The sequence below is a fragment of the Dongia sp. genome (assembly GCF_041906375.1).
In the GTDB taxonomy this organism is placed as follows: domain Bacteria; phylum Pseudomonadota; class Alphaproteobacteria; order Dongiales; family Dongiaceae; genus Dongia.
In genome coordinates this window covers 204,498-228,710 of the sequence record NZ_JAYRJJ010000006.1, presented here as the reverse complement: position 1 = coordinate 228,710, position 24,213 = coordinate 204,498, and the positions used below count along the sequence as shown (strand labels likewise).

The 24,213-nt window shown below is 60.8% G+C and carries 19 protein-coding genes and 2 tRNA genes; 14 read left to right on the top strand and 7 right to left on the bottom strand.

Annotated elements, in window-relative coordinates; genetic code table 11:
* The first annotated feature begins 87 nt into the window (after nt 1-87).
* Nucleotides 88-1,368, top strand: a complete 1,281-nt coding sequence (locus tag ACE3OA_RS18425) for a flavin monoamine oxidase family protein (RefSeq protein ID WP_374313449.1) — start codon at nt 88-90, stop codon at nt 1,366-1,368.
* Here the strand turns inward: ACE3OA_RS18425 and ACE3OA_RS18420 are convergent, their stop codons facing one another.
* Together ACE3OA_RS18420 and ACE3OA_RS18415 are read right to left on the bottom strand one after the other, a co-directional pair.
* Nucleotides 1,369-3,243, bottom strand: coding sequence for a hypothetical protein (locus tag ACE3OA_RS18420; protein WP_374313447.1), 1,875 nt, complete (start codon nt 3,241-3,243; stop codon nt 1,369-1,371).
* A gap of 128 nt (nt 3,244-3,371) precedes the next feature.
* The gene (locus ACE3OA_RS18415) at nt 3,372-4,694 is read right to left on the bottom strand and encodes an NAD(P)/FAD-dependent oxidoreductase (RefSeq protein ID WP_374313445.1); all 1,323 of its coding nucleotides are present in this window, start codon (nt 4,692-4,694) and stop codon (nt 3,372-3,374) included.
* A 133-nt stretch (nt 4,695-4,827) separates the two neighbouring features.
* Between ACE3OA_RS18415 and ACE3OA_RS18410 the strand changes: the two genes are divergently transcribed.
* A complete protein-coding gene (locus ACE3OA_RS18410; RefSeq protein WP_374313442.1) occupies nt 4,828-7,908 on the top strand; it encodes a CHAT domain-containing protein in 3,081 nt (1,026 codons plus the stop codon).
* Here the strand turns inward: ACE3OA_RS18410 and ACE3OA_RS18405 are convergent.
* The gene (locus ACE3OA_RS18405; RefSeq protein ID WP_374313440.1) at nt 7,905-10,841 is read right to left on the bottom strand and encodes a hypothetical protein; all 2,937 of its coding nucleotides are present in this window, start codon (nt 10,839-10,841) and stop codon (nt 7,905-7,907) included. The genes ACE3OA_RS18410 and ACE3OA_RS18405 overlap by 4 nt on opposite strands.
* Before the next feature lie 245 nt (nt 10,842-11,086).
* Here ACE3OA_RS18405 and ACE3OA_RS18400 point away from each other — a divergent pair, with 245 nt between their 5' ends.
* Nucleotides 11,087-11,500 carry a DUF805 domain-containing protein gene (locus ACE3OA_RS18400; RefSeq protein WP_374313438.1) on the top strand — a complete coding sequence of 138 codons (414 nt, stop codon included), beginning with the start codon at nt 11,087-11,089 and terminating at the stop codon, nt 11,498-11,500.
* 73 nt (nt 11,501-11,573) lie between these two features.
* Here ACE3OA_RS18400 and ACE3OA_RS18395 read toward each other — a convergent pair whose 3' ends face one another.
* Nucleotides 11,574-12,758 carry a pyridoxal phosphate-dependent aminotransferase gene (locus ACE3OA_RS18395; protein WP_374313436.1) on the bottom strand — a complete coding sequence of 395 codons (1,185 nt, stop codon included), beginning with the start codon at nt 12,756-12,758 and terminating at the stop codon, nt 11,574-11,576.
* Nucleotides 12,759-12,998: 240 nt separating this feature from the next.
* On the opposite strand from ACE3OA_RS18395, the gene ACE3OA_RS18390 reads away from it, so the two are divergent.
* Nucleotides 12,999-13,075, top strand: a tRNA-His gene (locus tag ACE3OA_RS18390).
* A 716-nt stretch (nt 13,076-13,791) separates the two neighbouring features.
* On the opposite strand, the gene ACE3OA_RS18385 is transcribed toward ACE3OA_RS18390, so the two are convergent.
* The 3 genes from ACE3OA_RS18385 to mce are packed head-to-tail and all read right to left on the bottom strand — an operon-like array spanning nt 13,792 to nt 15,030.
* The gene (locus tag ACE3OA_RS18385; protein ID WP_374313434.1) at nt 13,792-14,349 is read right to left on the bottom strand and encodes a DNA-3-methyladenine glycosylase I; all 558 of its coding nucleotides are present in this window, start codon (nt 14,347-14,349) and stop codon (nt 13,792-13,794) included.
* Nucleotides 14,350-14,358: 9 nt separating this feature from the next.
* Complete coding sequence (locus tag ACE3OA_RS18380) at nt 14,359-14,604, bottom strand: DUF1467 family protein (protein WP_374313432.1); 246 nt, start codon at nt 14,602-14,604, stop codon at nt 14,359-14,361.
* A gap of 21 nt (nt 14,605-14,625) precedes the next feature.
* Nucleotides 14,626-15,030, bottom strand: a complete 405-nt coding sequence (gene mce / locus ACE3OA_RS18375) for a methylmalonyl-CoA epimerase (RefSeq protein ID WP_374313430.1) — start codon at nt 15,028-15,030, stop codon at nt 14,626-14,628.
* A gap of 289 nt (nt 15,031-15,319) precedes the next feature.
* Between mce and ACE3OA_RS18370 the strand changes: the two genes are divergently transcribed.
* From ACE3OA_RS18370 to clpP, 10 genes are all read left to right on the top strand, one after another.
* On the top strand, nt 15,320-16,237 hold the full coding sequence (locus ACE3OA_RS18370) for a FecR domain-containing protein (protein ID WP_374313428.1): 918 nt from the start codon (nt 15,320-15,322) through the stop codon (nt 16,235-16,237).
* Between the two features lie 159 nt (nt 16,238-16,396).
* Nucleotides 16,397-16,534 (top strand): hypothetical protein, encoded by a 138-nt coding sequence (locus ACE3OA_RS18365; protein ID WP_374313426.1) that lies wholly within the window; start codon nt 16,397-16,399, stop codon nt 16,532-16,534.
* 69 nt (nt 16,535-16,603) lie between these two features.
* Nucleotides 16,604-17,401, top strand: a complete 798-nt coding sequence (locus tag ACE3OA_RS18360; protein ID WP_374313424.1) for a FecR domain-containing protein — start codon at nt 16,604-16,606, stop codon at nt 17,399-17,401.
* Between the two features lie 62 nt (nt 17,402-17,463).
* Complete coding sequence (locus ACE3OA_RS18355; protein ID WP_374313422.1) at nt 17,464-17,880, top strand: nuclear transport factor 2 family protein; 417 nt, start codon at nt 17,464-17,466, stop codon at nt 17,878-17,880.
* 33 nt (nt 17,881-17,913) lie between these two features.
* On the top strand, nt 17,914-19,614 hold the full coding sequence (locus ACE3OA_RS18350; protein WP_374313420.1) for an SPOR domain-containing protein: 1,701 nt from the start codon (nt 17,914-17,916) through the stop codon (nt 19,612-19,614).
* 2 nt (nt 19,615-19,616) lie between these two features.
* A complete protein-coding gene (locus ACE3OA_RS18345) occupies nt 19,617-21,122 on the top strand; it encodes an NAD(P)H-hydrate dehydratase (RefSeq protein ID WP_374313418.1) in 1,506 nt (501 codons plus the stop codon).
* Nucleotides 21,119-21,556, top strand: coding sequence for an N-acetyltransferase family protein (locus ACE3OA_RS18340; protein WP_374313416.1), 438 nt, complete (start codon nt 21,119-21,121; stop codon nt 21,554-21,556). The genes ACE3OA_RS18345 and ACE3OA_RS18340 overlap by 4 nt, the downstream gene beginning before the upstream one ends.
* Before the next feature lie 122 nt (nt 21,557-21,678).
* Nucleotides 21,679-21,763 (top strand) — tRNA-Leu (locus tag ACE3OA_RS18335).
* Nucleotides 21,764-21,867: 104 nt separating this feature from the next.
* Nucleotides 21,868-23,208 (top strand): trigger factor, encoded by a 1,341-nt coding sequence (tig, locus tag ACE3OA_RS18330; protein WP_374313414.1) that lies wholly within the window; start codon nt 21,868-21,870, stop codon nt 23,206-23,208.
* A gap of 152 nt (nt 23,209-23,360) precedes the next feature.
* Nucleotides 23,361-24,005, top strand: a complete 645-nt coding sequence (clpP, locus tag ACE3OA_RS18325; protein ID WP_374313595.1) for an ATP-dependent Clp endopeptidase proteolytic subunit ClpP — start codon at nt 23,361-23,363, stop codon at nt 24,003-24,005.
* Nucleotides 24,006-24,213 lie beyond the last annotated feature (208 nt).

The window sequence follows — 24,213 nt, the reverse complement described above, 5'->3', positions numbered from 1 at the left end:
CCGAAAAAATATGCGTCATTGTCTAAAAAATAGGCACACGCAACATCATGCTTGAGGTGGCCACGGGCGGCGGGCAGGATCGGCGCCATGCAATGCGAGATTCTCATCATCGGCGCCGGTCTGGCGGGTGCTCACGCCGCAGAATGTCTGGCTAAGGCCGGCCGCTCAGTCCTGGTCGTCGAAGCCAGGGACAGGGTCGGCGGTCGTGGTTTTACCCGTGGTTTTGCCCAGCAGGCGCCGGTCCTCGAGTTTGGTGGGTCCTGGATCACGCCCTGGCACGAGCGGATGAAGGATGCCTGCCGTCGCCATGGCATCGACCTCCAGCCGACGATTCCCGTGACGACACGGGAATGGCACGATGGGTCGTTCCTGCGTAGCGACGGCCCGGTGGCGCCGGCTGAGCGGGTTGAGTACGACCGCGTCATTGCCGCTATTGTCGATGACGCAAGGCGCTTGAAGCAGGGCTTCGACCAGGACCGGACCGGCGCTCCGCTGCTGACGATCACGCTGGACGAGTATCTGGCGCGCCACCGCGTCTGCCGATCTGCCGAGGCGCAGATCATGGCTTGGTGGACCATTTCCGGCTCCGGTGACCCGGCAACAGTCTCGGCCGGCGAGTTCCTCGCTTCCTGCGGCTATATCGACGGCACGCCCGAGGGGATGATGCAGGCGCTCACGCACACCTTGTCACCGGGCGTTTCTACGCTGGTCGACAGGATGATCAGTAGCTCCGGTGCCAGACTGCAACTCGGCTTTCCCGTCGCGAGGATAGAGCAGGGGCTGGACCGGGTCCGCGTGATGTCCCGCGACGGGCGCGTCCTGGAGGCGCGAGGTGCCGTCGTTGCGCTGCCGGCGAATGTTTTGCGCGACATCGATTTCGTGAATGTGCTGACACCGACGCAGCAGACGAGCGCGATGCGCGGTCATGACGGCCGGGCTGTGAAGCTGTGGCTGCGGCTCAAGGGGATCGCGCCCGGCCATCTTGTGACGGGTGGCCTCACCGGGCTGCAATGGCTGTTTGCGCCATATGCGTCCGAAAACGATACTGTCTTGGCAGTTGGCTTCGGACTCGACGATAGCAGTTGGCATCCCGACCGCCATGCCGATGTGGCAGAAGCCGTCGCGCGCCTGGTACCGCAGGCAGATCTCATTGGCTGGGATTGGCACGACTGGTGTGGTGACCCGTTCGCGCGCGGTACCTGGCTCTCGGCACCAGCCCAAGGCGCCGATCTGTCCGCTGCAAACTGGTCGGACGCGACACGCATCGCCTTCGCGACGTCGGATTTTGCTCCTGATGCCGCCGGCTGGTTCGAAGGCGCTATGTCAAGCGGAGCTGCGGCGGCGGAAGCCGTCGCCACCTTGCGCTGATCAAAAGTCCAGATCTCGGATAGAAAAGGGACGCTTGGGCGCCTTCTTCAGGATGCCGCGAAGAATATCGTTCATGGTGAATGGATCATTGTCGAACCCGCCATGACTGGTACTGCGCGTCACGGTCGACGCTTTGTCGGCATAGACGACCTCCGCGAGATTGGTCCCGATCTGATCCTTGAATTTCTCCATGCCCAGGATAGGCATCCGCTCTATGGTTTCGAACGCATTGGAAACGAGATACAGCAGAGATTTGTTATAGAGGGGCGTTACCTCATCGTCCTGTTCCTCTGAATCCTTCAAGCAATAGATCTTCAAGCGATCGATTTTTGTAGCCGCTTGAGACGATTTCCCGAGGCGCGGGCGATAGCACTGCTGAAAAAATTCGATCGAGCAGGCTGGTGCCATCAAGGAGCAGGATTGTACATGCACGCCCGCGGGCAGGACGCGATCGAGTGCTGTCAGGAGATGACCGATGAGGATCGCCCCCGTCGAATGGCCGGCCAGATGGATTTCCAATGACGGCAACCCGGCCTGCACCCGCGCCTTCAACTGATCGACAAAGAGCTGGATCGATGCCTCTCCATCGCGCGTCGGTTCAAAGGGAAGTCTGGCATCGGCCTTCATTTCGTTCCAAAGCTTGGTTCCGACACCGCCGATCGCCTTTTCGATCAGCGCATCGGTCAGGTCGAGCAGTCCGCCAGTACGTTCGTTGATCTCCTGCGCCCGTCCCAGAATGACATCCTTCAACGTCTTGAGCAGTCCGGTGTCATAGAAGACGCTGTAGGGATAGATGGTGTTCTCCTTGAAGACGTCCTTCATCGCTGCCGTTCGCTTCGCAGCCTCATCAGGCGCATTGAGCCCGCCATGGGCATAGAATAGAAAATGACCATACTCTTTGGTCTTGCCAATCAGTCCGGCGGTCGCGGCGACGTCAGATTTGGTGCTCCAATATGGCTGCGTCGCGGAGAGATTGCCGTTGTCGACATGAACGAAGTGGCCGGCAATATCGGATCGTGTCGGCGCCGAGCGCTTGCTGCGTGAAATATCGGCGCCACTGCGGCCCTGTCCACGCACGCGACCCAAGCCGAAGGCAGATGGTGCAGGGATTGCCAGCTGCAGTACCCACGCATCCTGGATATTGCTGGCCCAATCCTCATAAGCCCAGTGTGCCAGCCCGCCTTTACCCCATTTCTTGCCCCAGGAATTCTGGATCCAGAAGCCATCGGCATCGTAGCCGACGATCGCAAAGGCGTGCAGAGATACGCCCTGTCCGGTCAGGATCTTTCCATCGACGGGTTCGTCCCACCAGCGATGCACATTGGCCGATGCGTAGATGACGCCTGCTTCGCTCAGCGCCGCGTGATAGTCGGGCAGATGTGGCCGCAAACGGAAATAGGCACCGAGGGTGGTTCGCCGCGCATCCTGTGCCGAGGCCAACGACAATTCCTTGAGATTGAATTCTCTCCAGAGTGTTTCTCGGCACGCACCGCAATTGTAAAAGCCGCGCAAAGCGCCGCGCAGGCTGGATCCCTCATAGCGCTCGCCCGGCCATTCGTCATGTTGACGTGCCATGACATAGAGCATGTGCGGACTGACCCGCCGGCCGCGATCGGTATCCGGCAGCTGCTCGTTCTTGGCCAGCAGCAGATTGATCGTGGCCGCCAGGGCGAAGCCTGTACAGGCGCCGTTCTTGCCCTGATCGAGGATTTTCAGCCCTTTGGGCGGTGCCACTTTGGGCGGTAGCGGAAGCAGAGTCGGCTCATAGATCCGGTCGCGTATGTCTGGAATGTCCTTGAGCGCGTCGAGCTTTCGCCCGCGCAGGATGGTCATGCGCTCCGGCTTCACCGAGATCTTTCTGGCGGCGAATTCCATTTGTCCCTCCCTGAAACAAGCTCTTGGCGCATCGCATATGTTGCGGCACGGGACGCATGTGCTGGTAGATGGGATTGTCGCCAACAATATTATAAAGCGAGGCGGGGCGCCAGTTTTCGCAGCGGCGATCAGTAGCGCGTGCTGAATCTTCCGACCTTGCCTTCGGCATAGCGGCTGAAGCGAAATGCGTGAAGATCGAGACTGGGCTCTCCGTCGAGGACGATCTCACTCATTAACCTGCCGACGATTGGACCCATGCCGAACCCGTGGCCGGTCAGGCCTGTTGCGAGAATAAGCCCTGGTACCTCGGCAACAGGACCAAGGACAGGAATACCGTCCGGCATCAAGTCGACATTGCCGGCCCAGCTTTCGACCGCCTGAACCCCGATGGTTGAAGGGAAGAGCTTCCCGATTTGTGCCACGGCATTGCGGACCCGCTTCATGTTCGGGGGAATCAAAGGATCGCGGTCGTGAATCCAAGGCTGCTGCGTTTCGGGCCGCCAGGGCAGGCGGTGGAGCAGGTCGCGTGCCGTCACGTCATTGATTCGAAAGGAGGTTGCGTGACGGTTTTCCCACAGTGACGGCAGGAACCACTGCAATGCGCGAAATCGGTCCAAGGTGAGATCGACGTCAACCTGCAGTTCTTCAGCCAGATTAAGGGTGCCGTCCGGCCGTTGCCGGAATCCGATATGATGTCCATAGAAGGCGATATTGCCCAATGGCGGCACCGCATTCGTGCGTGAGCAGGTGAAGCGCGCCAATTGTTGAGGCAGGGAAAGGCCCAAGCCTCGCATGACCCGGAAAGAAGAGGCGCCGGCGGCCAGAATCACAACCTTGCTGCGGATCGTGCCGGCCTCCGACACAACTGCCGTGACGGCGCCGGCCTGACGGTCGATACCGACGGCGCCACAGCCTTCGAAAAAGAGGGCGCCGAGTTCCGTGGCTTTTCGGGCAAAAGCGGCAGAAACCTTGCGCGGTTCCGCCTGTCCTTCCTTCGGCCCCCAAAGACCGCCGGGCCCGGCATCCACAAGGCCAGGGATAAGCGACAAGACCTCCTTTGGTGTGATCACCTTCGTGTCGACGCCGAAGACGCGATCCCGCGCCGCGCCGATTTCAAAGCGCGCCAGCTCGGCCTCGTCGGCGGCTAGGAACAGATTGCCTCCTTGCCGCCATTCAATATCTGCGCCGAGTTCGGCCTCCAGGCCTTGCCACAGCTTCAGGCAGGCGAGCATCAGCGGCGTCTCCGCCGGATCACGGTCCATGGCCCGCACAAAGCCCCAGGCGCGGCCCGATTGCTGTCCGGCGATACGCGCCTTCTCCAACACGACGACTTTGGCGCCGCGCTTGGCCAGGTAATAGGCAGCGGCGCAACCCTGGATTCCGGCACCGACGATGACGGCATCGGCCTGGACCGGCATGGCCTGCTGATTGAAGGTCGACAATATGCTCATGACCTGACTCATAACGAAGGTTGTGCAGCGTGGGAAGCTGCCTGGATCTCAGCGCCTGGTTGAAGGTGCAGGCATTGCAATCGGATCGTCCTTCCGGCACGGTCACAGCGTGGCCACTGGGAGGGGAGCGTGCATGCGCCGCGAATTGCGACTGCCCACGGCATATCGCTGTCACTTTTACCTGGCCTGCTTATGCTGGTTGCTACTGACGGTTCCGGCGTGGTCGCAGCAGGCGCCTGACCCGGGCTCGATCTTTTCGGAGGCCGATCGCTTGATGACCGTCGGCGACCCGGTGGCAGCGCGGCAGCAAATTCTCAGTGTGATGGCGGCAGATGCGGTACCGGCCGTGCTTGCGGGCGGTGCCCTACGATTGGCGCAACTGGCTCAACTGGCCGGTGATATGGCCGGTGCCGAACGACCCCTGCTTGAGGCACTGGCATTGCTGCCGGCTGCCGATCCATCCGCACAACCCGGTTTAGCCGCTATCTATTTGCAGCTGGGTGCGATAGCGATGGCACGCGGCGATATGAGCCGGGCCCAGATTGCCTTGCTCAAAGGCCTGTCCATCGCCAAGCGACTCGTGACCGTCGGTGATCCAGCAATTCTGGAAGGCGAGTTGATGTTGGCGTTCGCCGAAATCCGCAGCTTCCGCCTGCCCGAAGCGACAAAGCGCCTGGCGGTCCTGGAGCCTCGGGCAAAGTCGGCGACACCTCGGCTCGCAGCGCTCTATCAAGGCGCGCTGGGTGAGCTCAATTTTCGCCAGTATCGCTATGCGCCCGCCCTGGCGGCGCAGGAGGAATCACTGCGTCTTCTACAGGCGGCATATGGTCCAGCGCATCCGGAGGTGGCCAGGGCCGAAACCTCACTTGGCGCCGTTCTCTTCAGTGCTGGGCGCTATCAGGAAGCGGAAAAGTCCCTGCAGCAGGCGATCAGCATCTACGATACCCGGCCAGACTACTTCGCGCCGGCAGCGGCAACGGCGCTCACTAACCTCGGCCAAGTATACTATACCACTGGCCGCTACGCGCTGGCGGTCCTGGCCCTGGACCGGTCCGTCAAGTTGGCTCGGCAGGCATTCGGCCGCGCCAGCCAGGCGGAGGCTGCTGCTTTGCTCCATCTCGGCTTTGCCAAGCTGAGGCAGAACGATATCCCGGGGGCAAAGGTTGATCTGGCAGCTGCCATTGACCTTTGGTCGGCGCCGGCGACACGGAATCCGCGCGCAGCGGCCGGTGCGTCCGTCTGGCTGGCAGAGGCACTACGCCGCTCCGGTGACTATGATGGAGCCGTTCAATCGCTCGATCAAGCAGGCACCACGCTCGAACACATCTTCGGCCCGGACAGCTTCGCCCTCAGCGACGTTCTCGTAGGCCGTGCGGAAGTTGCCATGGCACGAGGATCGCCGGTCGACGCCCTCGATTTGCTTAGGCGTGCCCGGAATATCCGCACCAATTGGGTGGGCGCGTCCCATATCGCAACATTGGAGGCAAGCAGCCTGCTGGCACTCGCTCTCGCCGAAAGCGGTGATTTGGGCGAGGGGTTAGAGGCGGCCCGTTCCGTGACCGCAGCATTGCGACAGCGCATTGCAGTAATCCAGTCGGTTCAATCTGGTGCTGCCATTGAAGAGATCGCGGCATTGCGTCGGCTCATCGGACGGCATGTGCATGTGATAGATATGGCGTTGCGACAGACCCAGGACGGTGCCGTTAAGTCCAAGCTGCTGGCGGAATCGGTCGATTTGGCGCAACTGGCACGCAATTCTGCTGCCGGAACGGCAATTGCAGGATTGGGCCAGCGTCAGGCACTGACCGATCCGGCAGCAACAGCCGCATTACGTCAGGTACAGGAAGCTGTCTTGCAATGGCAGATGGCGGAACGCAGCCTTGCTGCCAGTGTCGTTTCGGCGCATGCGACATCTTCTGCCGAACCGTACGAAGCGTCGCAGGATGATGTCGATGCGTTCGCGCGGAAGGTATCCGATCTGCAACTGGCGCTGCTGGCGTCGTTCCCCTCGGTGGCAGAACTACAGACACAGGAACCGCTGCCGCTTGCAGACCTTGACGCCTTGCTGAAGCCCAACGAAGCAATGCTGGTATATCTTGCACTCGATGACGGCGCCTATCTCTGGGTTTTGCGCCGGGAGCAGTCGTCTCTCATCTCGCTGGATACAAATGAAAGTTTGCTGCGATCTCAAATCAGATCGCTGCGAAAGACGCTCGACCCAAAGGTCGTGCAAGGCCTTTCTGATATCCAGCCCTACGACGTAGAGACTGCGAACGGACTCTATGAGACCCTTGTCGCACCTGCGCGGCTATCGGCTGACGCAACGCAAATGATCATCGTGCCTGATGGTGTGCTGCAAAGCCTTCCCTTTGCCGCCCTGCTGTCGGCAAAGGTTGCGTCGCCGACGGACTTTTCCGATTACAGGCGGCTGCCCTGGCTGGTTCGCGATCGGGCGATCAGCATCCTGCCGGAGATTGGCGCGCTAAGGGCGCTGCGAAAGTCCGCCCGGTCCTCGGCAGCGACCCGCCCGTTCATCGGGTTCGGCGACCCGGTTCTCCTGGGTCAGATGCCGGCTGATACGGGTACGGCAAGTGTGGCCGACCTGCTGCGGGGCTTGCAGCCGTTGCCTGACTCCGCCGACGAACTGGCCGGCCTTGCAACAGCATTGAAGGCAGCGCCCACCGACATTGTAACGGGGGCGGCCGCGACGGAAGCGGCGTTGAAGGCATCCACCCTTGGCGACTATCACGTCATTGCCTTTGCGACGCATGGTCTCATGGCCGGCGATTTCGGCCGGTTGCGGGAGCCCGGTCTGGTGCTGACGCCACCAGCCACTGCGACCGGCGATGATGATGGCTTGTTAACGGTGGGCGAAATCGCCCAATTGAAACTGGATGCCGATTGGGTCGTGCTATCGGCCTGCAACACCGCTGCGCCGGATGGTTCGCCTGGCGCAGAGGGCCTTTCGGGCCTCGCACGCGCATTCTTCTTCGCGGGCTCGCGCACACTCCTTGTATCGCAATGGGAAGTATTGTCGGTGGCGGCCGTGGGACTTACCAATGGGATATTCGAGCAAATGATGACAGATACAACTCTCGGACGCGCGGATGCCCTGCAGCATTCGATCCTGTCGATGATGAGTGAAGAACAGCCGGATTACATGGCACATCCAATCTTCTGGGCGCCTTTCGAGTTGGTGGGTGAGGGTGCCTAGACCAGGTCAGGTTGGACCAGGGTCACGTCGATCGCCAATTCTTTGACGACCATGCCGCCAGCTGTTTGAAAGCTAGCTTGATAGACGTGGAAATCATGGCTGGATATAGCCGGATTGCTGATCGTCACATTGGTGTCGACCCAGCGTGCTGGGTCGCCAATCTTGACCATATCCGTGGCTTCGCCGGTGACGAAGAGTGGGCTGCCGATCCCGTTACTGACGAGTGTTTCTGCGCCGAACGAAATCTGGTTGTCGAAGCCGTTGTGCAGGTCGATGGCTTCCACATTCTTGACGAAGTTGCTGACAAGGATGAGTTGGCCGCCGTCCAGATATGTCAGAATATCGAATCCGTTCTTACCGTCTATCGCATCAAGGAAGTTCACGCTGACGGCATAGAGCCTGTCGTCGCCGTCGGTTCCGAGCGGTTGAAGTAGAGGATCTTGAACGTTCCCATGCAGGCGCAGTTGCATCGTGTGACCGGCGCCGTCATCCGCTTCGTACACAAGAAAGACGTCTTCCCGACCCATCAGGCGCCAATGCGCCGGATCGGCAAGTGCGAGGCTATCCTGCGTCGCGTCGCCGTAGAGCGATAGCCGCTGATCGGAGCCCGCCAGGCGAATAGCCATTTCCGCATCGAGGGTGAGAACGTTCTTATGGCCGTTGCTGAGGTCAATGCTGTCAAGGTCTCCTGCCGTCGGATCTGGGAGTATATAGGGTTGATCGAGATCCGAAGCGATCCGCAGTTCTACCGTCGTCCCTGAATTGTTGTTCCCTAGATAGATATTGAAGGCTCCGTCAGAATGGCTGAACGTCCAATGCGCTGTATCGGAAAATTCGACCACATCGAGACGGCTGTCGCCAATGACTGACACGGGTCCATCCGCACCGGCCAGGTCCGCGAGTGCTACGACATCAAGGATGAAGTAGTTCTCGTGAGCGTTCGTAAGGTCGACTACCGCCGTTTCCGACATGGTTCCTGGCGGTGGCAGGGCGACGTTGCCGCCATGGCTCACATACCAGTGATCCATGTTGGTGGCGCCGCCGGCAAGCGGTTGCTGCATGCCTAGTTGGACGAATAGATAGATATTCTCGCCATTGATCGTGGCTCCGTAGACCTGACCGTTTCGCGTTTCCTTGAAAAGGGCATCGGTCTCAACCGATAGATAGCCAAGGGCTGTCCAGGATGCCGGGTCGGCGAGCGTTACCTGCCCGATGGCAGCGTCGGAGCGGAGTGCGGCACTCGTAATCCAGAGCGTGTTGCGACTGTCGGTGATGCTGGCAACACCGACGGCGGATAAAGTCAAATGATCGCCACTGGCACCGAGGACTATATTTTCAATGTTGCGGAAGGGCGCTAGGTCTGCATCGCTCAGATCGAAAGAGCCGAGCGGCCCCCCCATCAGTCCGCCAAAGATCTGGTCGTTGCCGGCACCGCCATCGATCAGGCCAAAAATACGGTCACCAAGAAAGAAGTCATCGTCACGGCTGGTACCCACGACGACATCTGCAATTGGTTGGTCGGCACTGGCTAGAATTGCAAGAGTAACGGTCTGTCCGGCGCTCTCTGCTACATAGTGAATATAGTTTGGGTCGGTCGGGTCGAGCGGTAATCTGGTCCAAATGTTGACGTCGCTTAGTCGGATATCGGCCACGTCACAATCGATCGTCAGCGATCCTCCCCAGTCCAGGATCGTCGCAGCATCAAGGTCGAAGACGAAGTTCCCAGTCACGATGCGACCGCTACCATTGTCCTCGTTCAGGAAAATCGGGTTGTTCGGATCCTCTGGCAATAGAACCAGTCGCTCAATGCTGTCGATACTGCCAAGGTCCTTGGCGAATACCGGAAAGGCTTCGTTCTGTATGACCAGGAGCAGAGTGTCGTCACCTTCGCCGCCATCGGCTGTGACGATCGGGGACCCCTGGACGAAGGAAAGCAGGTCGTTGCCGGTTCCACCGTAAAGATGGTTTTCACCGTGAAAACTGATCAGAATGTCATTGCCCGCGAACCCATAGAGGCGGTCGACTCCCTTGCTGCTGCCGAAGATCAAATCGTCATTTCGGAAAATGTAGGCGGCGTCACGGGGGAGGTTTGCGCCCGGATTGACCGCACCATTGTCATGATCGCCATCCTGCGGCGACAAATTGGCCCAGATCCATCGGCCGTCGGCAAAGGCGACCAGTGACTGATGCGCAGCCAAATATTCGTCATAGGTGCGCTGTAGTTCGATGGTGGGGTAGCTGTTGCGCGGATCGAATCGTACTGTGAATGTTGCGAGGTCAAGCGGGTCTGACAAGGGATGCGCCATTGTCAGGCCATCGAACCAGCCATCCGTTGCGCTGTCAGCGAGTTCCTCAAGGGCGAAGAGCCGGCGGATGTGGAACAACTTGGACCAGCTCGGCGCTCCAGCGGCGCCGGCGGTCAAAGAGATTGTTCCGATTGCCGACAAGTTTAGAGGCTGAAATCCGGTTGCGCCATCGGCATCGTTTGCGGTCTCAGTAATTGTCGAATTGCGTCGCTGCTCCAATCTAGCTTCTTCTTCGTCGAGCTTCTCTAGCGCGTCGGTGCCCGCGGTCGTTTCTCGTGTCGCGATCTTTTCGGGTGTCGGTGTGGCGGCAAATGACTGGAAGCCGGTACTGCCGCTAGGTGGCGGCGAATCCGGTTCCTGGGCGCCGGCGGCAGTCTCGATATCTGCCTCGTTTGACCCTAGGAGTAGATCTGCTATGTCGCGCGCCAGGGGGATGGCGCTGGGTACCGGTGGAAGACCATCGCCTATCTCATCGACCGCGAAGAATCCGTCGATGTAGAAGAGCCTGCCATCAGCAAGGCGCAGGACCAGGTCGTCACCGACCTGGTCCGGCGTTGCCGCCTTCAGGGCGGCGAGCAAGGCGGGGTCGAGTGTCGCGGCGGAAATGTTGCCTTGGGCTGCTGCCATTCAGGTATTCCGCAGATCGGTCCTCACTCGCACGATCGACCGAGCTAAGGACATGTTTCGGTGCGCAGAAAGCAAACAATAACACTAAAATTGGACCTATTTCTTCAAGGAAACCAGCATTTGGGCACAAGAATACACACTCGGATGCATAGGAATGCCTGAACCTTTCGACGGTGAGCGGCGACAGAGATGCCGTGGTGTGGTCGGCGCAAACCGGCCGCGGTAACCGACAAGGGACTCAAATTATGGATCTGCGTAACGTCTATCTAAGCAATGCGGGCCGTATCGCCCGGCTGCCGTATTTCTGCTACAGCATCGCTCTGACCCTTCCCTATATGTTGCTGACCTACCTGCTGGTGACCCTGTTGGGGACGCTGGGCTCGGTTCTGATCATTGGCCTCTACGCCGTCATCGCCTTTCCCTATTACTGCCTCATGGCCAAGCGCCTGCAGGACTTCAACCAGCCCGGGAAATGGGCCATCGCTGTGATCGCCGGCGGCATTGTGGCGGCACTGCTCCAGTTCATCGAGGCCCTGCACGGCATCGGTTACGCCGTCAGCTTCGTTCAGTTCTTGGTCGGCCTTGCCATCCTGCTCGTTCCCGGTACGGCGGGTGCCAACGACTATGGTGCTCAGCCGGATAAATTCGCGATAGTCTGAGAGAGCTGCAAACGAAACGGGCGGGATATCCTGTGATATCCCGCCCGCTTTCTCTTATCCGCAGTAGTGGCGTTTACGCTGCCCTACGCTTCTCCAGGAAGCTACCGATGCGCTTGATCGCCTCGCCGATATTCTCGATCGAGTTAGCGTAGGAGATGCGCAGATACCCTTCGCCATATGAGCCGAAGCTGGTGCCGGCGATGCTGGCAACACCAGCTTCATCGAGCAGAGCCACTTCCAGCGCCTTCGACTTGAAGCCGGTACCCTTGATGTTCGGGAAGGCGTAGAAGGCGCCATAAGGTGTGATGCAGGAAACGCCCGACAGCTTGTTGAGTTCGGCCACCGTGAAGCGGCGGCGCTCGTCGAAGGCCACCATCATCTTGGCGACTTCATCCTTCGGACCGGTGAGGGCGGCAAGGCCCGCCCACTGGGCCGAGGCATTGACGCAGGAATGCACGTTGATGCACAGGCGTGTCGCATGCTCGATGAGCTGCTTGGGCCAAACCGAATAGCCCATGCGCCAGCCGGTCATGGCATAGGTCTTCGACCATCCATCGAGCATGATCAGGCGGTCGGCGATTTCAGGGTATTTCAGGAAGCTGGTGTGAACCTTGCCGTCATAAAGCATCTCGGAATAGATCTCGTCCGACATGATGGCCACGTTGGGGTGCTTCTCGAGCCCCTTCACCAACTTGTCGATTTCGCCCTTCTCAACGATGCCGCCGGTCGGATTGGCCGGCGAGTTGACGATAATGAGGCGGGTCTTCGGCGTGATGCGCGACAGCACGTCCTCGGCCTTGAAGCCGAAACCGTTCTCCTCGAGGAGGGGCAGCGGCACTGGGGTTGCGCCGGAAAACTTGATGGTCGATTCGTAGATCGGGAAACCCGGGTTCGGGTAGATGATCTCCGCCCCCGGCTCGCCGAACATCATGATGGCGAAATACATGGTGACCTTGCCGCCCGGCACGATCAGCACATTGTTGGGGTCGACGGTGGTGATGCCGTGACGGCGGTTGAGGTCGTCGGCCACGGCCTGGCGCACTTCGGGAATGCCATTGGCCGGGGTATAGCCGTGATGGCCGTCGCGCAGCGCCTTGATGCCGGCTTCGACGATATGGGCGGGGGTCTGGAAGTCGGGCTGGCCGATCGAGAGGGCGACAATGCTACGCCCCTGGGCGCGCAGCGCATTGGCACGGGCCAACACCTCGAAGGCGGATTCGGTTCCAAGGCGGCTCATGCCGCTGGCAAGCTGAAGCATTGGTCTTTCCCCGATCAATTTTCTTACCGGCCCTGGCTTTCCGGGTCCGGAACGGACTGGCAGTTTAGGTCGGGCGCGACAGGCTGACAGGCTCTGCGCGACGGATTGTTATACCTGGGCGACAGCAAGGGTTTTTGGCCCGGTCCAGGTCCTGCGGCCCCGTGATCCTTGACGGCAGGGGAGGGGTAGGTTACATCGCAGCCCGCACGCCGGAACATGCTTCCGGCGCTGCTTCGGATGGCGGGTGTAGCTCAATTGGTTAGAGCGCCGGATTGTGATTCCGGAGGTTGCGGATTCAAGTTCCGTCACTCGCCCCATTTTCCCAAAAAAACAACTATATTATAATGCGTTAATGCGTTAATGCGTCAGGCGGATATTTCCGTCAGCACTTCTTCGCATGAAAGGTTCATTTGACCTCGATCGCTTCGATGATCGAGTGCACACCCCTTCCTCATGCCCCTCGATTTCCCATCGATCGATAGGGCTGCGGCATACTTCTGGCTGCTGCCGTGGCGAGGTTGAATCTGGCATGAGGAGTGGCCGTCCCGGGTGTGGTTAGGCAATGTCAATTCAACGTAGCCGCAGATCTGGTACATCGAGTGAGTTCCAGAGGCAGCCTGATTTCTTACCGAAATTGCTGCATTGCGGCATGACTAGTGAGTTCGCTTTCTGCCCTGGCGTACTATGAGAACATTGCACTTCCTCAATTGGCATGGGACCCGAGCTAAGGGTCGCAGCCTCTTCATCAAGAGATTCCTGCTTTCGTTTGCTTTCGCGGCGCGCATTAAAAACGGCTTTAGATCAGAAACCTGGCCCTATAAAACCTGCCGTGACTTCCGCCAAAATTTTGGCTAGGGTTCTGTCCGCCGGCTGGGGAGTCGGCGAATAAATAAGAGACCGCACGGTCCAAGTTCTGGGACGACCAAAGAAGATCAGTTCGGTGGGGGAGGGACCATTTTTCGGTCCATAAAGGGGCAGGTCCGACAAGGGTCTGCCCCTTTCCATTTCAGCGGTTCCGGATCGCTCCCAAGGTTCAATAGCGCATTCCGGCTTTGACGGCCTTTGCCCAAGGCGGCTGCAGCTTGGCGATCCGGCGGTAGACAGGGCAATCCTCGGCATGGGTGCCGGGCAGGTAGCCGATCGACATCAGAAACTCACCAACGATCTCGCCGCCGGTGAAGACGAACTGGCGCTTGAACAGTTTCACCCAATCAGGCTTTGCCAGCGGATGCTGCGCCGCCAGCCAATGCGCAAAAGACCCGTGCTCCTGCTGCAGAATCCGGATGCGCTTGGCATTTTCGATGGCGGCATCGATCTTCAGGCGATTGCGGATAATCCCGGCATCGGCCAGCAGCCGCGCGCGCTGCTTGTCGCCATAGCGCGCGACCTTCGCAATCTCGAAACCGCTGTAGGCCTTCCGAAAGGCTTCCTGCTTCTTGAGGATGGTGAGCCAGGACAGTCCGGCCTGGTTGATCTCCAGGACCAAGCGTTCGAAAAGCTGATTGTCGTCGTCGATCGGGAAGCCGTAATGCCGGTCGTGATATGGCCCGTGGAATTCGTGCCCAGGTGCGATGAGGCAATAGCTGCTCATTCCTGTCCCTCAGAAACCGAACTTTTCAATCAGTTCCAGCAGCGAAAAGCCATAGACCCGAAAAAAGATGAAGGCGGCGCCCCAAATGACGGCGGCAATGGCCGTCGTGGCCAGTGCCTTCTTCAGCAGCATCGGATTGGCCGGTGCGCCCGGGTCGTGTCCGGCATCGGCATTTTCAGTCCGCCGCACGCCCCACGGCAGGACGACGAACAGGGTTAGCCACCAAATGACCAGGAACATAAAGATTTGCGTCATGATACCTGACATAATTACGCCTCAGGCCTGTTCGAGTTCAATGAGTGTGCCCAGGAAATCCTTGGGGTGTAGGAAAAGCACTGGCTTGTCATGGGCCCCGATCTTGGGTTCGCCGTCGCCGAGTACCCGGGCGCCGCTCGCCTTCAACTTGTCCCGCGCAGCCAGGATATCTTCGACTTCATAGCAGATGTGATGAATGCCACCGGCAGGATTGCGGCCGAGGAAAGCCGCAATCGGAGAATCTTCCCCCAAGGGATGCAGCAGTTCGATCTTGGTATTGCCGAGTTCGACAAAAACCACGCTGACACCATGCTTTGGCTGCGGCATGGCAGCGGAGACCCTGGCCCCGAGTGTCTGGCGGTAAAGGGTAGCGGCTTGCTCAAGATCGGGCACGGCAATGGCAACGTGATTGAGGCGGCCGATCATCAAACTGGTCCTTCCTGGTCTAACCTGAGTCGCCGCGATGGTGCGGCGCAGCGCCGGAATGGTCAAGGCGGGGAACTGCGTGCCTTTTGGAATAAGTTTAGATCCTAAAAGAACCTGAAACGGGCTTTGAAAGGGCGTTCAGCTACAAATAAGTGTGGTGCCAGGGCCCCTCTGGCCTGGATTTTCAGCCGGCTGTTAGCTAAAATTCGTTATCAATTCGTTAAAAATTGGAATGCACGGAGCGGACACCAAGTTCGCCCGGCACCGTCGTGAAAATGGAAGGTATCAGATGACCCGCCATCCGGGAGCCATGTCGAATGCCCGTCGCCCGAAGCTGCGCAAGTTCTTGCAGCCCGGTACATTGCTGGTGGCCTTCACCAGCTTCGCAACCCTGCTTGCCTCGACGGCCTCGGCCGAGGTTATCGGCAAGGTAATCCTGCAGGACTATCGCGGTGCGACGGCAACGCCGAACGGCCAGCCAGATACCAAGCCGATCTATTACCAGGATCAGGTTTCGGCACTCGACACGGTCCAGACCGGTGAGGGCGGCGCCACCTCGATGCAGTTCCTTGACGAGACGCGTTTCGATGTCGGTCCGAACGCGATGGTGAAACTCGACGATTTCGTCTTTGACCCGATGAGCACCATCGGCGCGGGCAAGATTTCCATGGCCGTTGGCGCCTTCCGCTATGTTGGCGGCAAGATGAAAAGCGACGAGAACGTCAAGCTGGTGACCCCTACCTCGACCATGACCATTCGTGGCACCGAACTCGTGATCTTCGTTGGCATCGACGGCACGACCGAAGTCAACGTGGTCGACGGCGCCATCGACGTTCAGGTCTGCAACAAGGCAGAAGTTGTGCCGGCCACCATTGGCCAGCGTGTGATCATTCCGCCGACCTGCGAAGCCAGTGTGACCGTTGCGCGTCCTGTCCCGGAAGACCTTGCCGCTCTGGATGTTCCGGATGATCTCGGCGACTTCTCGACCGCCGCCGGTGGCGATGATGGCGGCGAGCCCGGTGGTGGTGGTGGCGGAGGCGGCGACAACGGCCTCGATCGCGATCGCGATCGCAGCCGCGAACAGCCCGACAGCCCGCCCGATGCTGGTCCGGCTCCCGATTCCGAACCTGACCCCGATACCGGCGGGGGCGGTGGAAGCGGCGAGGGAAGTGGGTGCGAAGGCGGAGATTGCGGGGATAATCTCTAAGTTCAAGTTCGTTGGTAGACATGGACGGCCCCGTGGAAATTCTGCGGGGCCGTCTTCTTTTTTGGAACATTTTGGCATTGGCATGTGTCCTGCGTCACAGCGGTGTTGAGCGGTTAGACCTAACTTAACGAGCATCGAAATCGTTCTGGATGCTTGACCATGTCGATCCGTCAGCTTGCCCTCTCGCTCAGCTTTGCCGCTTTGGGCGCAATTCTGTTGGTGCTGGAGAACATGCCGGCCCAGGCGACTGTTGCCGTGGCAGAGGACGTCGCCCAGCTGCCGATCATGTATGAATGATCTGAGATATTGAACCGATCCGCGCCCTGTAGCGACTATCCCTTCAGGACGGCCGGAGCTTAAGTGATCATGAACAATATCCTCACCAGCACTGCCATATCGCTTCTGGCATCGCTGATTGCAGCGCACGCAGCCGCGGCTGAACCACGCATCGGCGCGGTCGTGCAGCAGGAATACAATGGCGCCGTCGCCGAGCCGAATGGCTCCGCGGCCGAGCATGCAATTCTCTATCGCGACGACGTGTTTGCGCTTGATACCGTGAAGACGGGCGCCACCGGTACGACCGCCCTGGAGTTTCTCGACGAGACCAAGGTGCAGGTCGGCGCCGGCGCCCAATTGCGGCTGGACAATTTCGTCTATGACGCCGGCACGACCCGGGGCGGCGGACAGATTTCCTTTGCCGTAGGCGCCTTCCGCTATGTCGGTGGCAAGATGACGACGGAAGAGAATATCCGTCTGGAAACACCAACAGCTACTATGGTGATCCGCGGCACGGAACTCGTGATCTATGTCTGGCAGGACGGCACCACTGAGGTGAACGTGGTTTCCGGTGCGGTCGAGGTCCATGGTTGCGCCGGAGCCAAGAGCAGCCTGGCGATGACCGGCATGCAAGTCACTGTTTCCCCCGACTGCTCGACGCATGTGGCGCCGGCGCCGGCCTTGCCGGCCGGGATGGAGGCCTTGACCTTACCTGATCGCACCCGCGCCAAGCCCAGTGGCGACACCGAGGACGGCGGCAAGGACGGTACGGATGATCGCGGCCATAACGACGGCAGCAAAGATCACGGCAACGACAATTCCGATCCCGATCACCAAAATAATGGCGGGAGCGGGCCATCCGGTGGCAGTTCTCACAGCGTTACGTGACGTGATCGACCTTGGCGCCGGCTTGCACTAAGCATGGGGTCCCTGAACAGGAGGAACCCTTCATGTCGAGCAAGCCCGCATTTGAAACCGCCAACGCCGAATTCTACCGCGCGTTCGCGCGGGCGGATTTGGATGGCATGCGCCGGCTCTGGGCGGTGAAGCTGGCCGTTTCGTGTTTCCACCCAGGCGCGGCCCCCCTCCTGTCCAGGACCGATATCCTGGATTCATGGAGTCAGATCTTCATCCACGGCCATCCGGGCGAGATCACCTTTGTTCCGCAGCAAATGACCCTGATCGGCGGAGTCGGCATCGCCTGCGGGCTGGAAGTCATCGGCGGCGGCCAGATTGCTTGCACCAACCTCTTTGCTGAGGAAGACGGCGAATGGCGGATGATCCACCACCAGGGTGGCCCGGTCATTCCAGCCAGTATGCGCCAATCCACCCGCGACCCGGAAAGCGGCCCCGTCACGCGGCACTAGCCCCCGCTGTCGCCGGACGGCATATTAACGGTCATGAAGCTGAGTCGGACCTTCCGGCGTCTCCTGCTGGGAACGCCCCTTTACGCGGCCGTCCTCCTGGGCGCCGCCCCCATGATGGCGCGCGCCGATTACGGCACCGGCCTCGATGCCTTCAATGCCGGCGCGTATGAGCAGGCGCTGGCGGAATGGCAGAAGGCCGCATTGGCCGGCGACAAGCGGGCCCAGCATGCCCTCGGCCTATTGCTGGAAAGCGGGCGCGGAACCAAACCGGACGTCGCCCAGGCGCTTAAATGGTACGAAGCCGCTGCCGAACAGGGCTTTGCCCCCGCAATGAACAATCTCGCCATGCTTTATGCCGATGGGCGCGGCGTGAAGAAGGACCAGAACAAGGCGATCGCCTATTGGACCAAGGCGGCCGAGGCGGGCAACGCGACCGCCGAATTCAATCTGGGCGTCCAGTATATGCTTGGGAATGGTGTCCCCAGCGACAAGAAGCAGACGATCCGGCTCTGGACCAAGGCGGCCGAGGCCAAGAACGTCCAGGCGCAATACAATCTGGGCCTGCTTTACGATCGCGGGGACGGGGTTGAAAAGGACGAGAAGCAGGCGGCGCATTGGATCGCCCAGGCCGCCGAAAATGGCCTGGCCGAAGCGCAGATTGATCTGGCCGAGTTCTACCGGACCGGCCATGGCGTCGCCAAGAATCCGGACCAGGCCTATATGTGGCTGGAAAAGGCCGCTGCATCCGGCAATATGAAGGCCAAGCAGAAACTCACGGAACTTCCCAAGCCAAAGCCGGCTGCGACGACTGCAGCGGCCCCTGCCGAAACCGCCCCGGCAGCCGAAGCGGTACCCGCTCCTGCAACCAGCGAAGCACATGCTTCCGACACGCAAGCTGCGGAAGCTGGGCACCAGCAACAACCTGCTGAAAACGCGGTGGCCACTGAAGCGACCAGCAACAACGAAGCCCCTGCCGAAGGTCACGCTGCAACCGAACAACCGGCTGAAGGTGAGGCTGCCGCACCCCCAGCAGAGGCGCATACCGCTGACTCGCATGCCGCCGAACCCGCCCCGACTGAGCAGGCTGCCGTGGAAGCGACCGCCGAGGCTCCCGCTGAAGAAGCACCTGTCCAGGTGGCCGAAGGGCATGCCGCCGAACCAGCGCCGGCCGAGGAGGCCGCCACTGGCGATCACGCTGCCGAGGAGGCCGCCAACGCCCTACCAACTGAACCGGCCGCTGAACCTGAAGCAGGTCACGATGCAGCCCCTGCCGAAGGCGAGGCCGCAGCCCCTGTCGAGGAAGCTGCCGGTGAAGCCGTGGCAAGTGCCACCGAGCATGCAGCCGATGGTGAACAGCCCACCGAGGGCGATCACGCTGCCGCTCCGGCCGAAGGAGAAGCAGCGCCGGCCGAAGAAGAGCCCATTGTCGAAGATGGTGTGAAGCCGGAATTGCCGGTGGCGGAGACGCTGTCGCCGCACGAGAAGGTCTTTCACATCTGGCTCGATGAGCGCGGCACCAGCAAGTCGGCCGAAACGCAATTTTCGAACCTGAAACTGCAGTTCCGCCCGATCCTGGACAAATCGGCGTTGCAGGTTCGCCCCTTCGTCAGCGCCACCGGGACTGTCTATCGCCTCTATGTCGGCCCGTTCCCGACACTGAAGGATGCCCAGGCAATGTGCGACAATATCCGCTCGCGCGTCAGCGGCCAGTTCTGCCGAACCGTCATCAACTAGCTATGGCCACGCGCCAGTTCCCATCGTCGGAAGCGCAGCCGGTTGTCACCGCCGCCGAAATGCGCGCGGCCGAGCGGGCGTATTTTGCGCGGGGCAATGACAGCTATGCCTTAATGCGCAAGGCTGGTGCAGCTGTCGCGGATTCGATCCATCAGGCGCATGCCGGTGTGGATGGCGAGATACTGGTCCTTTGCGGCCCCGGCAATAACGGGGGCGACGGCTTTGTGATTGCCGATCTGCTGCGGCGTGCCGGCCGGCCGGTGAGCGTTACCGCCATGCGCGCGCCGGAATCCTATACGGGGGATGCCGGCGAAGCGGTGAAAACCTGGCTCGACGGTGGCAGCGTTTTGCCATTCGATCCGGCTGCGCTGCCGAAGGCGGCCATCATCGTCGATGCGCTGTTTGGCATCGGTCTTGATCGACCGCTTGAGGGAAAAGTCGCCACCTTGATCGACTGGGTCAATCGATCAGGTGCGGATATCTGGTCGGTTGATATCCCCAGCGGGATTTCCGCTGACGATGGGCGCGTGCTCGGGACCGCCATCCGCGCCAAGCATACGGTCACTTTCGGCTGGGCCAAGGTTGGGCATCTCCTGTTGCCGGGAAAGATCCATTGCGGACGGCTCGAGGTGGCCCCGATCGGGCTCGAGGGCGACTTGCTGGCTCCAAACCATGCCACCTGGCGCAATGCGCCGTCGGCCTGGCTGTCGCTTCTGCCGCAGCCCGGACCGCTCGATCACAAATACAGCCGCGGCCATGCCCTTGTGATCGGCAGCAGCGACATGCCGGGGGCAGGGCGCCTCGCGGCACTTGCCGCCCGCCGCATCGGTGCCGGCATGCTGAGCGTGGCGGCACCTGCAGCGACGCTGCCGCTCTATATGGCCGACCAGCCCGGCATCATCGCTAGGCCGGCCGCGAGGGCCGACGATCTGGTCGAGATCCTGATGGACCGGCGCGTTTCGGCCGTTCTTGTCGGCTCGGGCCTCGTGCCCAATGCTGCCGCGCGCGAGGCGGTCATTACGGGGCTGGCTGCCGGCCGGCCGAGCGTGGTGGATGGCGGCGGCTTGACCGCCTTCGCCGACCGGCCGGACGATCTTTTCACCCTGGGTCGGGGCGACATCGTCCTCACCCCCCATGACGGGGAGTTTGCGCGCCTCTTTCCAGATCTCGGGCCCGAGCTTGGCAAGCTGGCCCGTATCCGGCAGGCGGCCAGCCGTGCGCGGTCGGTGATCGTGCTCAAAGGGGCGGACAGCGCCATTGCCGCCCCGAACGGACAGGTGCTGATCAATGACGCCGCCAGCCCGTATCTTGCGACCGCCGGTTCGGGGGACGTTCTAGCCGGCCTCATCCTGGGCTTGCTGGCGCAAGGAATGCCAGCCTATCAGGCGGCAGCGGCCGGGGTATGGTTCCACGCCCAGGCGGGGCTCGCCTTGGGTCCCGGCCTGATTGCCGAGGATCTGCCCGGCGCCATTCCCGGATTGCTCCGGGACCTGGACCGCCCCGCATGACCATCAGCGTCCGGCGGGCGGTGCCGGCCGATCAGCCCATCTGCGCCGAAATCTTCATCGAGACCGTGACTGCGACCTTCCCCAACGAGCCGCCGGAGGGCAGGACGGCCGAGGCCTATGCCAACAGCATCGCTGGCGAGGAGCAATGGGTGGCAGTCAGCGGCTCCAGAATTATAGGATATATTTCAATATATTGTCCGACGAACTTCATCCATAGTCTCTACGTTCGACCGGATAGCCAGGGGCAGGGTGCCGGCCGCGCCTTGCTGGCGGTGGCCCTGCGGAGCGCCAAGGGCGACATGGAATTGAAGACCGACAAGTTCAATACGCGCGCCTTCGCCTTCTACCGGCGGCAGGGTTGGCGGGTGGTGGGCGAGGGAATGGCCGCCACGGGCCCCTGGTGGCGCCTGCGCCGGGCCGGTGGCATCCTCTAGCCCATTCGTAGCTTTGGGCCTTTTTCGCTTGTCGCTCAGGCCGGGGTGGGCTACATCCCCGGCCCGGAACCGGTGCAAACCGGGGCTGCGGGCATGCCTTGGCGCGGCTCGGAATGACCTTTGCGGGCGTGGCGAAATTGGTAGACGCGCAGGATTTAGGTTCCTGTGACGCAAGTCGTGTGGGTTCAAGTCCCTCCGCCCGCACCAATGCAGCCCGGAATTGGTCGTTTCGCGTGGGCGCCGGATGCCTTTGGGTCCCGGAAAGAGGCACCTTAACTGCGTTTGAACCCTAAGTCTGAAAGAGTGCTGCCATGCAGATCACCGAAACCCTGAACCAGGGCCTGAAGCGGGAATACAAGATCGCCGTCCCCGCCGCGCAGCTGCGCGAGAAGGTCGACGGCAAGTTGACCGAACTCAGCCACAAGCTGAAGATCCCCGGCTTCCGCCCCGGCAAGGTGCCGATGACCCTGCTGAAGCAGCGCTATGAACAGTCGGTGATGGGCGAGGTGCTGGAAGAGAGCGTGCAGCAGAGCTCGCAGCAGCTCCTGACCGAGCGCAATCTGCGTCCGGCCGGCCAGCCCAAGGTCGAACTCGTCGGCGAGTTCAAGGACGGCGCCGATCTCGAATTCTCCATGAAGATGGAAGTCATCCCCGAGGTGACGCCGATGGACTTCACCACCGTGTCGCTGGAACGCGTCGCGGTCGAGGTGCCGGAATCGGAAGTCGACGAGAGCCTGAAGCGCATCGCCAAGCGCCAGCGCGCCTCGGACCCGGTTGATGAGGCTGCCGCCAACGGCGACATCGTCGTCATCGATTTCGTCGGCTCCATCGACGGCGTCGACTTCGACGGCGGCAAGGCCGAGGGTCACTATCTGGAACTCGGTTCGGGCCAGTTCATCCCGGGCTTCGAGGACCAGCTGGTAGGTGCCAAGAAGGGCGACAAGAAGACCGTGAAGGTCACGTTCCCGGCCGAATACGGCAATGCGGAGCTGGCCGGCAAGGAAGCGAGCTTCGCCGTCACCGTGCAGGAAGTCCGTCGTCTGAAGGACGTGCCGGTCGATGACGAGCTGGCGAAGTCGCTGGGTCTTGCAGACTTGGCCGACCTCAAGAAGCAGGCCCGCGAGCGCATCGAAAAGGAATATGGCGCCGTCTCCCGCGCCCGCGTGAAGCGCAAGCTCCTTGATATTCTGGCCGACAATCACAATTTCACTCTTCCGGAGAGTCTGGTTGAAGCCGAGTTTGGCGCCATCTGGCAGCAGATCGAAGCCGATCTGAAGGCGGATCGCCTGGACGAGGAAGACAAGGGCAAGTCGGAAGACGTGCTGAAGAAGGAATATCGCGACATCGCCGAGCGTCGCGTGAAGCTTGGCCTGCTGCTCTCGGAAGTGGGCCGGCAGAACAACATCCAGGTGCCGAACGAGGAATTGAGCCGCGCCCTCATCCAGGAAGCGCAGCGCTATCCCGGTCAGCAGCAGCAGGTGATCGAGTACTACCAGCGTTCGCCGGAAGCCCTCAATCAGCTGCGTGCGCCGCTTTATGAGGAGAAGGTCGTCGACTTCATCCTCGAGCGCGCCAAGGTCAGTGAGCGGAAGGTTTCGCCGGAGGTCTTCTCGGCCGAAGGCGAGGCGGAGCTGAAAGGCCGCCGCGACTAAGTGAATGCGAGACTGGCAAATCGTTCCGTGCGACTCCGCCGGAACGGTTTGCCAGAATCCCACCACTCGCTAAGATCGCGCTTCAGAGCATTCGGGTGAGTCGCTTGGCGCGCCCCGCGTCAGGTCGCTTAGCCCCATCTTGAGAGTGGATGATGAGAGACAGAGATCCCGTCGAGATCTACAACAACTACCTTGTGCCGATGGTGGTCGAGCAGACCAATCGCGGCGAACGCTCCTACGACATCTATTCGCGCCTCCTCAAGGAGCGCATCATTTTCCTGGTCGGTCCCGTCAATGACGGCATGGCGAGCGTGGTTTGCGCCCAGCTGCTGTTCCTGGAATCGGAAAATCCGAACAAGGAAATCTCGATCTACATCAACTCGCCGGGCGGCGTCGTCTCGTCGGGCCTCGCGATGTACGACACCATGCAGTACATCCGCCCCGAAGTGTCGACCGTCTGCATCGGTCTTGCCGCCTCGGCTGGCTCCCTGCTGCTGACTGCCGGCGCCAAGGGCAAGCGCTTCAGCCTGCCGCATTCCAACATCATGATCCACCAGCCCTCGGGCGGCTATCAGGGCCAGGCGACGGATATCGAGATCCACGCCAAGGAGATCCTGCGCACCCGCGACCGGCTGAACAAGATCTATGTCCGCCACACCGGCCAGGACCTCGCCACCATCGAGAACGCCATGGAGCGCGACCGCTACATGACGCCAGAAGAGGCCAAGGAATTCGGCCTCATCGACGAAGTGGTGAACGAACGTCCGGCGCCGCTCGACGGCAAGGACAAGAGCTGAGGCCATCCAACGACGTATTGGCCGCGTTCTCGTTATGGTCACGGCCCGGACTGTCGGAGATTCCGCCAGCCGGGCCTTAACCTTTTATGGACGAAAGCTGGGCTAGAATAGAGCCGAGAATGGGAACATCGAGCCTTCTTTGTTCCCGTAACGTGCCAAAATCCCCGCACCCGCGCAAAATCACGTTGTGTCGCGTCGGAACCGGGGG